Source organism: Arsukibacterium sp., from assembly GCF_033722355.1.
Lineage (GTDB): Bacteria > Pseudomonadota > Gammaproteobacteria > Enterobacterales > Alteromonadaceae > Alishewanella.
The window spans coordinates 1-11,076 of record NZ_JAWVZF010000085.1 but is presented as its reverse complement, the minus strand read 5'-3'; the positions used below and the strand labels follow the sequence as shown (position 1 = coordinate 11,076).

Below are 11,076 nucleotides of genomic sequence, written 5' to 3'. Positions count from 1 at the left end.
GCTGGCGCCGGGTTTTGCCAACCGCCCCCTCCAGACGCCAGAACGTTGTTCTCGAGCGATCGCGGCTGGCCAGTAGCACTCCGGCCCGGTAATTATCATTATCAAAAGCCGGTAAGCCATCATCATTGTCTGGCTCGTCGTATTCGCTGTGACTGTATTCAAGCCGAAGAGCCGCATTAAGATCACTGTACGACGCAGTAGCCAGATTTATAAAACTGCCGTAAGACGTGACTTCACTCAGCTCGCCGCCTGCAGTTATCTTATCGTTAAAAATACCGGTTCGGGTATTGCGCACCTGATAACTGTTGCGGGCATTAATGCCCCAGCTCAGACGACCATCCAGCAGCGATAATATATTATTAAAGCTGACGTCATCGTAACTTCTGTTTTTGCGCTGGCTGTCTTCGTAAAAAAAGGATTCATGTTGCCAGCTAAAGCGCGTTTGCAGTACTTTTGAGCTCAGCGAAAAATCGACAGAGGGGGATAAAGCAATCGCCAGACCATCATCAGTATCATTGAAATCAAATTCTTCAATCTGATACGCATAGCTACTGGCTCGTAGCTGCGGGGTGAACTCAGTTTCAGCAGCCAATGCCGGCAAACTCGCCACTGCGGCTGTAAATACCAGTCCAGATGCTGCGCCGACGGAATGTCGCTTAACTTGCGCCATAGTAATAGCCATACCCATAACCTTTTCCCTGGTTCCGGTGTGCTTTATTAATCAGAAACCCCACTGCCATCTCTTCTGGCAATAACGATACAGATTGCTCTATTTCAGCCAGCCGGGTGCGGTTCTCTTCCACCACTATGACCGCCTGACCGCACATAGCCGCCATGACTGCGGTTTCATTTACGCCCAGCAACGGTGGTGCATCAAAAATTACGATCCGATCAGAATACCGGCTGGCAAATTCATTTACCAGCTGCGACATCCGCTCACTGGCCAGCAGCTCTGTAGACAAGTGATGGGGTGAGCCTGCTGTAATTAATTTCAACCTTTCGACATTAGTACTAAGTAATATATCAGGCACCGTCACATCTGTTGATTGCAGATAATCCGTCAAACCGAGATTATGACTGATATTTAGAGTTTTACTGACATTCGGTCGCAACACATCCGCATCAACTAATAGCACTGTTTTATCCTGCTCTAAAGCGATACTGAGCGCCAGATTAATCGCTGAAAATGTTTTACCCTCTCCCGGCCGGGAGCTGGTAACGAGGATAAGATTAGGATGTTGCAGTGTCTTACTGAGTGCGCCAAAAGCATTGTTAATCAGCTTGCGCTTAATCACCCGGTACTCTTCATTAATCAGCCGGCGTTCTTTAGATAACGAAACAAAATTGTTTTTTTCCAGCATTGCTAAATTAAGCTGCACGGTGTGCGATGAATTATCATGACCGGCCGAAGCTTCCTGTACCACCTGAGGCTTCACCGCAATCGGTTCATGTACCTGCAGTTGCTCTGAGCTCTGCTGAGCGCTACTTTCACTCCGGCCCGTGTTATCTCGATTTAGCTTGGTAACGGCTTTTTCAATAGTACTCATCGGATTACCCTTAACAACAACTCGGCTGAGCGGCCAAATAGCATTTCATTACTTAGCAAGGCTAAATAACACAGCAGCAAAGCACCACTTAAAGCAGCAAAATAAACAAAATGGAGCCTGACCTGCTTTAAAATAGCGGCTTTCTCAGTATGTGACACCACACCAAAAACCGGCAAATTGGTAATACTCTGCAGTTGTGACGCCCGCGATAGCACCGGTGAAATCAAACTGCGCAAAAATGCGATTGCCACCCCTGCTGCCACACCAAGCAGTAACACGGCAGTGTAATACAGGCCGCGTGGTGGGCCAGAGGGGGTTAGCGGCACTCTTGGCGGTTCGATAATATTAAACTGGACATCCTGCTCAGTTGCTTCAGCGCGACGTGATAATTCAGCCTGCTCCCGTTTGCCAAGCAAGGCTTCGTACTTCGACTTTGTAATTTGATAATCACGATTTAAGCCGGTAAATTCAGCCTCAATTTCCGGAATGAGGTTTAACTTACTTTCCAGCTCATCCACTCTGTCAGCGTAGGCTTGTACCCTGACCCGGGTCGATGCTACTTCAGTTTCCAGACGGGCAACGTTAATCCGTAACTCCTGATAAACCGGGTTCTGGTTATAACTGCTTGTGCTGCGTCCCTCCGGCGAACTGTTAGCAACCAACTGCAACTCCTCCTGACGCTGTGCTTCCAAACGTTCAAGCAACCGTTTTGTTTCCTGAACATCAGGATGGTTTTCAGTATAACGGATAAGTAAACTGTCCAGCTGAGCAGATAATGCCCGGATCCTTTCATCATACTGAGTCGCGACGCCCACTCCGCCCCCGCCGGCAAACGGCATAACGCCAAATACCGGCTCTTCGCCGGTTAACTGACTTCTGGCAGACGCCAGCCGGGTTTCCTGCTCCCGCAATTCCAGCCTTGCCGCTTCAAGCTGCCGCTTTTCCTGGGTTAGCTGGCTGTAATAGTCGCTTTCGTTACCCTGCAGCATCGCCATCCGGTTCTTTTTAAAATCAGACAAGCGTAATTCAGCTTCAACCAGGCGGTTCTCGTATTCAGCAATTTCACTGTTTAAAAAACTTTCTGCAGCTTGAGAGTCGGCCCGGCTGGAACCCAGACGGTTTTCGACGAAGGTATTTAAGGTTTCCTGCACCACACTCAGTGCACGTTGCGGTAACGGATTACTGTAAGAGATGACGTAGATATTTTCCCTGCCAGAACTTGAAATTTTAATCTCTTTTTGCAGTGAATCAATCAACGCTTCAAATTGTTTCTCGTCTTTGGCCTGGATATCCAGATCAGTCGCTCTGGCAATTTTTTCCAGATTCGGCCGGCTTAACAGCGTTCTGGCCATCAGCTGAATTTCCTGGTCTGTATTACTTCTCAGCGCAAGACCACGCAACAATGGCTCAAGAAATGTCCGGGTTTCCACAAAAAGTTTGGCATTTGCTTCATAGGTCGGGGGTAAACTGTACACATAAAACCAGCCAACAGGGCATAACAGCCAGGCAGTTATGACAATGTAGCGCCTTCGCAGCCAGATCCCCTGTAAATAGGTTTGAACCAGCTCTATCGCCTGTTGCAATTCTTTCATTAATCCTCCGTGAACAACATATCCGTTACTACCAACTGAGCAAAGTTCAGAACCATGCTTCAGGGATAATCACTATATCTCCGGGCAGAATATCAACGTTAGCGCTAATATTACCATCCCGGATCAGATCGTCCAGTCTCAGGCTATAGGTTACCTGGCCGCCGCTGCTGGTGCGAACCAGCTTAGCGCCATTACCGTCGGCAAACTCCGTCAAACCGCCGACAGCTATCATCAGGTCAAGTACCGTCATATATTCACGGTAACTGACAGCCTGCGGATTGGTGGCTTCACCTATTACTCTTACCTGCTCGCTGTATGGACCAATGAAATTGGTTACTGATACTGTCACCACCGGGTCGCGAATGTACTTACCTAAAATTTCTTCCATATCGCGGGCTATCTGGGTAGGCGTCTTGCCGCTGACCGGGACGTCTTCAACTAGCGAAGTCGAAATTTTGCCATCAGGTCTGACAATAAAACTGCCCGACAACTCCGGATTACGCCAGACAAAAATCGTCAGACTGTCATTGGGGCCCACCAGATACTGATAATTTGACACCGAAGTGGTTAATGATTCCTGCACGGTGGCACGGGGAAGTTGGCGGTTACTGGAACAAGCGGTGAGTGTACTTAGTAAGACCAGCACCATTACCAGTGCCGCTAAGAGTCGGTTTGCAATCATAAAACGCGTCCTTTTGTTTGCTGCGTGATTAATATAACGCAAAACTTTACTGTTGTGCTGCATTTTTTGAAAATTTAATTTATATGTTTCTCTAGAAATAGCACGTTAATTGAGCTAAATTAACTGACACAGTGCAGAAGCCGGAACATCTGCATCAGCAACAAACGCACAAGGAAGTCGTTATGGGCACGTATCGCCGACACGGAAAAAGTACCATCGCAGACAAGCTGTTCCTTATCAGTGAAGTTACTCTGCTTTGTTTGTCAAGTCTGATTGCCAGTTATCTTCATAACAAACTTAACTCACCTGCCATTTCGCTGGATTACCGATTAATCAATGCCGGGCTATTTGCCGCAGCAGTAATGTTATGTGCATTATCAGTCGGATTGTACGACCAGAAACTAAGAGAAAGTCATGGCGGTATTATCAAGCGGGTCTTAATCACCCTGTTGTTTAGTGCCTTATTGCTTGAAGGCATTGTATTTAATCTGGTGTCATTTCTGCACATCAGTCCTTTATATCTTGCTGTTGCCTCAGTGATTGCGTTGTTCAGTCTTACTGCCTTCCGGGCATTTTTTCACTATAACGACATCACCCGGATAAGTCGGCGGCGCGTGCTGGTGCTGGGTGCGGGTGAACGCGCTTCTATCATTGAACGCAGAATGCGTCGCAGCGTCGACAAACTTTTTTTTGAAATTGTCGGCTTTGCTCATATTGAAGGTGATGAATCTGCCGGCATACCGGATGAAAAACTGGTCACTTTTGATTACAAAAACAACCTGTATCAGTATGTGATAGACAACGGCATTGACCAACTGGTGATTGCCTGCGACGAACGACGTAATATGTTACCGGTAGAGCATCTGTTTAAATGCAAAAGCCGTGGCGTTGAAGTTATTGAAATACTTGATTTCATTGAACGGGAAACCGGGCAGATTGCCGTTAATCTTATTTATCCGAGCTGGATAATCTATGGTAATGGCCTGGATTTAAATCATCGTTTTAAAACTAATCTGGATTATAAACTTAATCTGCTACTGGCTCTGATTTTGCTCACAGTGACCTGGCCGGTAATGTTGCTTACTGCCCTGCTTATTTATCTGGAAGATGGCCGAAAAACCGGCGCATCGGTATTCTATCGTCAGGTCAGGATCGGCTATGATGGCAAGCCTTTTTATATTCTGAAGTTTCGCAGCATGAAACCGGACGCCGAAAAAAATGGTGCGCGTTGGGCCAGCGCTGACGACGACAGAGTAACCCGGATAGGCAAATTTATCCGCAAATACCGGATTGACGAGTTACCACAGCTGTTAAATGTATTAAAAGGCGAGATGGGCTTTGTCGGTCCCCGACCTGAGCGGCCAGAGTTTGTTAACGAACTGGTAAAAGATATTCCCTACTACAGTCAGCGCCACAATGTTAAACCCGGCCTGACCGGCTGGGCGCAGCTAAAATACCCCTATGGCGCGACAGCGGAAGATGCTCAGGAAAAACTGAAATTTGATCTATATTACATCAAGCATCGCAGCTTATTGCTGGACCTGACAATACTGATCCGTACCGTAGAAATAGTGTTATTTGGCAAAGGGCGTTAATAAGAATGAACAAACGTAGTGCCGTGTTCAGTGCCCTGACAGTGGATGTTGAAGATTATTTTCATGTTGCCGCATTTGAGCGCAATATCAAGCCTGCAGACTGGGCAGGCATGCCGGTCAGGGTCGAAAAAAACACCTTCCGACTGTTAGATCTTTTCGATACGCATCAGGCTAAAGCAACCTTCTTCATGTTGGGATGGGTGGCAGAGCGTTTTCCTTCACTGGTACAGGAAATTCAGCGACGGGGACATGAAGTCGCCAGTCATGGCTACAATCACCTGAAAGCAACCAGCCAGAGTCCCGACGAATTCCTGGAAGATGTCAGCCGGGCAAAAAAGCTGCTTGAAGATATTACCGGCCATGGCGTAACCGGTTACCGGGCGCCCAGTTTCTCCATCGGAAAACAAAACGAATGGGCATTTAATGCCTTACAAAAAGCGGGTTATCAGTACAGCTCCAGTACTTATCCGGTCATTCATGATTTGTATGGTACTCCCGATTGGCCTCAACAACCTTATTTAAGGCACGAAGGGATTTGGGAGTGTCCAATGCCGGTTCTGACCATGCTGGGCCGGCAATTACCTGTTGCTGGTGGTGGTTATTTCCGCCTGTTGCCTTACTGGATAAGCCGGCAGCTTGTTTCCCGCTATGTAAAACAAAAAGACATCCCTTATATGTTTTACTGCCACCCCTGGGAGATTGACCCGGAACAACCACGGATAGTGGATGCCCCACTAAGATCCCGGTTTCGGCATTATGTTAATTTAAGCAAAATGGAAGCAAAAATAGGGTATTTGCTGCAAGATTTTAATTGGCGGTCAGTAAACGAAGTGTACCAACCTTATTTTAAAAGCTAAGGATTAGCATGTATCAGGTAGCAGTCTTAACGCTGAATGACGAGCGTATTGCAGAGTGGGATAAATTTGTAAAAAGCTGTTCGGATGGCAGTTTTTTTCATCTGGCAGGCTGGCAGCAGGTATTGGCAGATCTTGGTCATCAGGGGTTTTATCTGTACGCTACCCATCAACAAAAAATTGTTGGCGTGTTGCCCTTAGCCCGGGTGAAAAGCCGGCTGTTCGGTGATGCATTGGTTTCGACTCCTTTTTGTGTATATGGTGGTGCTTTAGGTTCAGACGAGGTCAAACGTCTGCTTGAGCAAAGTGCCATGACCCTGGCGAATCAACTTGGTGTACACCATCTGGAACTGCGTTATCGCCAGCCGCAAAATAACCAGTTAACAACCCGGATTCAGCATGCCACTTTTCAGTGTCCACTGGCTGAAAATGACGCCGAGATTCTGGCGGGAATTAAAAAGAAACAGCGGGCAGTTATCAGACAGTCTCTTAATCAGCAATTGTCTTATACACTTGATAATGAGATTGACGATTTTTATCAGACTTATTCCACCAGTGTCAGAAACCTCGGGACACCGGTATTCAGTAGAAAGTATTTTCAATCACTGCAAAATGTCTTTGGTGATGATGCCGAGATACTGACAGTCCGTAAAAATGGCAAGCCAGTATCCAGTGTGCTGAGCTTTTATTATCAGGGGCAGGTTTTACCTTACTATGGCGGCGGTATCAGCGACGCTCGCGACCTGAAAAGTAACGATTTTATGTATTATCAGCTGATGTGTCATGCTAAGGCCGATAAAGACTGTGGCAGCTTCGATTTTGGCCGCAGTAAACTTGAGTCGGGTGCCTATAGTTACAAAAAGCATTGGGGAATGGTTCCGCAGGAGTTACATTATCAGTATCAACTGGTTAATGCTAAAGCCTTACCCAACCTCAGTCCTAATAATCCTAAATACCAGTTATTTATTAAGCTATGGCAAAGACTGCCTTTAAAAGTCAGTCAGTGGCTGGGACCCGCATTATCACGGTATCTGGGGTAATTTAATGACTAAACTCAGTCTAGCCGAAGTCTCCACCCCGCTGCGCTCTTATGGTGGGACGCTGGCCGCGTTTTTAGTTACCTGGCTGCTTTGCTTCGGTAATACCTTGTGGTCAATGCTCGAAATCTGGCTTCGGTCAGATACCTATGCTCATGGCATCCTAATTTTTCCAATCAGTATTTACTTAATCTGGCGTAAACGCGACCAAATAGCCGCGACCCCTCTGCAGCCGTCTTTTATCGCATTGCCGGTATTATTTACACTGGTCGTGATTTGGTATTTTGCTAATGCAATAAGTGTGAATGTGGTCAGTCAACTTGCGGTAATACTGATGTTGCCGGTACTCGTCTGGCTGTGTTGTGGCGGGAGGCTACTAAAGCTACTACGTTTTCCGTTATTATACCTGCTGTTTGCTGTGCCTATGGGCGATAATCTGGTGCCATGGCTGCAGAACATCACAGCAGACATTACCGTAGCGGCATTACAGCTCAGTCAGATCCCGGTTTATCGTGAAGGCTTGTATTTATCCACGCCAACCGGGCTATTCCTGGTGGCAGAAGCCTGCTCAGGTATTCGCTATCTGATTGCCTCTGTTGCCCTGGGTACCCTTTATGCTTATCTGACCTATACCAGTAGAATTAAACAGCTGGTATTTTGTCTTGCCTCCATCATAGTTCCCATTCTGGCAAACGGCGTACGCGCCTATGGTATTGTTCTGATTGCCTCGCTGACGGACATGAAACACGCAGTGGGTGTTGATCACCTGATTTATGGCTGGCTGTTTTTTGGTGTCATTATTTTTATCATGTTTTATATTGGTGGTTTCTTTGCCGATAAAAAGCCACAACAGCCAGTGCCAGTCAAAGCAGAGAGCAGATCTGTGTCACCGGCCTTGCTGCTCAGTGGCATTTTTATCATGCTAATTCCAATGCTGACAAACCAGCTGCGACCTACTCTGACTCAGCAGCCGGTTTTCAGCATCACCCAACTTGAACAAAGCCTGACGCCGGTCAACGATCCAAACTCGTTACCCCAATTTAGCGGCAGCTCAGCTCAGGTGGCTGGTCTCTGGCAATACCCTAACCATGATGTCTGGCTTTATACTGCATTTTATTTGCATTCTGACGATAAAAAACTTATCGGCTGGCATAACCAACCGTACGAGCCCGATAGCTGGACGCCAGCAAGCAGCCAACGCCGGCAATTGCAAATCGGTTCGCATCAATTGACCCTGCAGCAAGTTGATCTTCGATCCGCCTCTGGTAAAAAACGCTTACTTTGGTATTGGTATGGTAGTGGTGATTACTGGTCGGCCAACCCGTATCTGATTACCGCGATGCAGGCGCTTGGCAAAGTACTGCATATAAGTCAGCATGGTAGCTTTTATGCGTTAAGCGTTTACTACGATGGTGATCCAAGACAGGCAAGCCAGATATTGGAACGCGTGCTGCATCAGCAGTATGACTTACTTATCACGGCTAATTCTGCAGAGGCATCGCAACTTAGCCTGGCACATCAGGGCCAACAACCATGACAGTGCATATTTGCCATTTAGTGTGGAGTTTCCGGACCGGTGGACTGGAAAATGGCGTAGTGAATTTAATAAATAAGCTTGAGCCTCAAACATTCCGGCATAGTATTATTTGTTTAACAGATTATGATCAGGCTTTTTTCTCCCGTATCCAGCACGATAATGTGCAAATCTATTGCCTGAATAAACGCCCGGGCCAGGATTGGGCTTCATTTTGGCGCTGTTTTAAGTTATTAAAAACGCTTAAACCTGATATCTGTCATAGCCGCAATCTTGCGGCAATGGAATATCAGGCAGCAGCGTTGCTTGCCCGGGTACCTTACCGGTTGCATGGCGAACATGGCTGGGATCTGACAGATCTGGCCGGTCAAAATAAAAAATATACCCTGCTAAAGCGGCTTTATAAAATTATCATTCACCGCTATATCAGCCTGTCGGGTGAAGGCCGGAATTACCTTACTCACGCCATTAAAGTCCCTGCCGCGCGGCTTAGCCAGATTTGCAATGGCGTTGATACCGGCCGCTTTCAGCCAGCGTCACGCCACACCAGCACGTTACCTGAAAAATTAACAGAAAATAACCGGCTGGTATTTGGCTGTGTTGGCCGGCTTGCCGATGTTAAAAACCAGCAGCTGCTGGTTGCTGCTTATTGTGAATTATGCCAGCAATACGAGGGTTTCAGGAATGAAACGGCGTTAGTTATCATTGGTGACGGCCCGGCCAGAGCACAGTTGCAACACCAGCTCACCACGGCCGGATTAGATAAACAGTGCTGGTTACCAGGCGATCGAAGCGATATTGCCACTATTTTACCGGGGTTTTCAGTCTTCGTGCTGCCCTCACTGGCTGAAGGTATTTCCAATACCATTCTCGAAGCAATGGCCTGTGCGCTGCCCGTTATCGCCAGTAATGTCGGCGGCAACGCTGAACTGGTTGAACCTGGTCATACCGGCTGGCTATTTGCCAGCAATAATAAAGCGCAATTACAACAGCTTATGCTGCAGTGCCATGATACACCAGATGTATTGCAGCAACTGGGCAGCAACGCCAGAATTGCCACAGAGCAGAAATTTAGTCTTGATACTATGGTCGAAGGTTATCGGCAGCTGTATCTTCAAGGCAACTGAGAGACTGGCTATGAGTGGGATCTATGGCGTCGTTGCATTAAATCGACCACAACATTTTCCGGCACAATGGCTGGACAGGATGGGCAATATCACTGCCCATCGTGGCCCCGATGACAGTGGCAGTTATCTGAACAACAATATTGCGCTGGGCATGCACCGGTTATCGGTTATTGATTTAACCAGTGGTCAGCAACCTGTCAGTAACGACGATGGCAGCCTGGTGCTGGTGTGTAACGGTGAGATTTATAACTACCGTGAACTTCGGACTCAGCTTGCAGACCATTATCCTTTTAAAACCCAGTCAGATGTTGAAGTCATTTTAGCGTTGTATCAGCAATATGGCGTCAACTGTCTGCAACATTTAAATGGTATGTTCGCTTTTGCACTGTGGGACAAAAACCGCCAGCAACTGCTGTTAGCGCGGGATCGACTTGGTATCAAACCGCTGTACCTGTGCCAGCATGACGGTTATCTGGCATTTTCGACCGAGAGCAAAGCTATCCTGACATTGCCTGGTATGGAGGCAAAAGTCTGTCCTCAAGCGCTGGAGCAGTATCTGCAGTTAGGGTATGTGCCCGCGCCCTACTCGATGTTCAGCGGCATTGAGAAGCTTGAAGTGGCCAGCTATCTGCTAATCGGTGAAAAAGGTGTTCAGCAGCATCAGTACTGGCAACCCGATTTTGCTCAAACCGGGCAACTGACTGAGCAAAGCTGGGCCCGGAAAATCCGCACCCAGCTGGAAAAATCGGTAGCAATGCAAATGGTCAGCGATGTTCCGATTGGCGCGTTTTTATCGGGCGGTGTCGATTCCAGTGCCGTTGTTGCCCTGATGTCGAAATATAGCAAAGAGCCGGTAAAAACCTATGCTATCGGCTTTGATACAGGCGATGCCGCTCATTTTTACAATGAATTACCCTATGCCCGCGCGGTAGCAGAGCAATTTGGTACAGAACACCGGGAAATCCTGGTAAAACCTGACGTAGTCAGTTTATTGCCTGAGTTGTTGTGGCATATGGATGAACCTATCGCTGATAGTGCATTTATAACCACTTATCTGGTATCAGAATTCGCCCACAAAGATGTGACCGTTATTTTATCCGGTGTGGGC

General features: G+C 47.4%; 10 protein-coding genes. 6 read left to right on the top strand and 4 right to left on the bottom strand.

Translation table 11 applies throughout. The annotated features are described in order from the left end of the window. From R3177_RS09215 to R3177_RS09200, 4 genes are all read right to left on the bottom strand, one after another. A partial coding sequence (locus tag R3177_RS09215) for a hypothetical protein (RefSeq protein ID WP_318970743.1) occupies positions 1-682 on the bottom strand: 682 nt, incomplete at its 3' end. After that, on the bottom strand, positions 657-1,547 hold the full coding sequence (locus R3177_RS09210; protein ID WP_318970742.1) for an XrtA-associated tyrosine autokinase: 891 nt from the start codon (positions 1,545-1,547) through the stop codon (positions 657-659). The genes R3177_RS09215 and R3177_RS09210, both read right to left, overlap by 26 nt. Then, positions 1,544-3,139, bottom strand: a complete 1,596-nt coding sequence (locus R3177_RS09205; RefSeq protein WP_318970741.1) for an XrtA system polysaccharide chain length determinant — start codon at positions 3,137-3,139, stop codon at positions 1,544-1,546. Before R3177_RS09205 ends, R3177_RS09210 begins: the two co-directional genes overlap by 4 nt. 46 nt (positions 3,140-3,185) lie before the next feature. Beyond that, entirely contained in the window at positions 3,186-3,821 is a 636-nt protein-coding gene (locus R3177_RS09200) for an XrtA/PEP-CTERM system exopolysaccharide export protein (protein WP_318970740.1), read from the bottom strand. A gap of 182 nt (positions 3,822-4,003) precedes the next feature. On the opposite strand from R3177_RS09200, the gene R3177_RS09195 reads away from it, so the two are divergent. From R3177_RS09195 to asnB, 6 genes are all read left to right on the top strand, one after another. Then, positions 4,004-5,416, top strand: a complete 1,413-nt coding sequence (locus R3177_RS09195; protein ID WP_318970739.1) for a TIGR03013 family XrtA/PEP-CTERM system glycosyltransferase — start codon at positions 4,004-4,006, stop codon at positions 5,414-5,416. Positions 5,417-5,421: 5 nt separating this feature from the next. Continuing rightward, complete coding sequence (locus R3177_RS09190) at positions 5,422-6,273, top strand: XrtA system polysaccharide deacetylase (RefSeq protein ID WP_318970738.1); 852 nt, start codon at positions 5,422-5,424, stop codon at positions 6,271-6,273. An 8-nt stretch (positions 6,274-6,281) separates the two neighbouring features. Continuing rightward, on the top strand, positions 6,282-7,310 hold the full coding sequence (locus tag R3177_RS09185) for a FemAB family XrtA/PEP-CTERM system-associated protein (RefSeq protein WP_318970737.1): 1,029 nt from the start codon (positions 6,282-6,284) through the stop codon (positions 7,308-7,310). Positions 7,311-7,314: 4 nt separating this feature from the next. Then, positions 7,315-8,844, top strand: coding sequence for an exosortase A (gene xrtA, locus R3177_RS09180; RefSeq protein WP_318970736.1), 1,530 nt, complete (start codon positions 7,315-7,317; stop codon positions 8,842-8,844). Then, positions 8,841-9,968, top strand: coding sequence for a TIGR03088 family PEP-CTERM/XrtA system glycosyltransferase (locus R3177_RS09175; RefSeq protein ID WP_318970735.1), 1,128 nt, complete (start codon positions 8,841-8,843; stop codon positions 9,966-9,968). The genes xrtA and R3177_RS09175 overlap by 4 nt, the downstream gene beginning before the upstream one ends. Before the next feature lie 10 nt (positions 9,969-9,978). Then, positions 9,979-11,076 (top strand): asparagine synthase (glutamine-hydrolyzing) (asnB, locus tag R3177_RS09170; RefSeq protein WP_318970734.1); only part of this gene is annotated, 1,098 nt, incomplete at its 3' end.

Excerpts from the sequence above, each read along its gene's own strand:
- R3177_RS09195 (WP_318970739.1), top strand. The coding sequence starts at position 4,004 with ATGGGCACGTATCGCCGACACGGAAAAAGTACCATCGCAGACAAGCTG.
- R3177_RS09210 (WP_318970742.1), bottom strand. The coding sequence starts at position 1,547 with ATGAGTACTATTGAAAAAGCCGTTACCAAGCTAAATCGAGATAACACG.
- R3177_RS09175 (WP_318970735.1), top strand. The coding sequence starts at position 8,841 with ATGACAGTGCATATTTGCCATTTAGTGTGGAGTTTCCGGACCGGTGGA.
- xrtA (WP_318970736.1), top strand. The coding sequence starts at position 7,315 with ATGACTAAACTCAGTCTAGCCGAAGTCTCCACCCCGCTGCGCTCTTAT.
- R3177_RS09185 (WP_318970737.1), top strand. The coding sequence starts at position 6,282 with ATGTATCAGGTAGCAGTCTTAACGCTGAATGACGAGCGTATTGCAGAG.
- R3177_RS09200 (WP_318970740.1), bottom strand. The coding sequence starts at position 3,821 with ATGATTGCAAACCGACTCTTAGCGGCACTGGTAATGGTGCTGGTCTTA.
- R3177_RS09190 (WP_318970738.1), top strand. The coding sequence starts at position 5,422 with ATGAACAAACGTAGTGCCGTGTTCAGTGCCCTGACAGTGGATGTTGAA.
- R3177_RS09205 (WP_318970741.1), bottom strand. The coding sequence starts at position 3,139 with ATGAAAGAATTGCAACAGGCGATAGAGCTGGTTCAAACCTATTTACAG.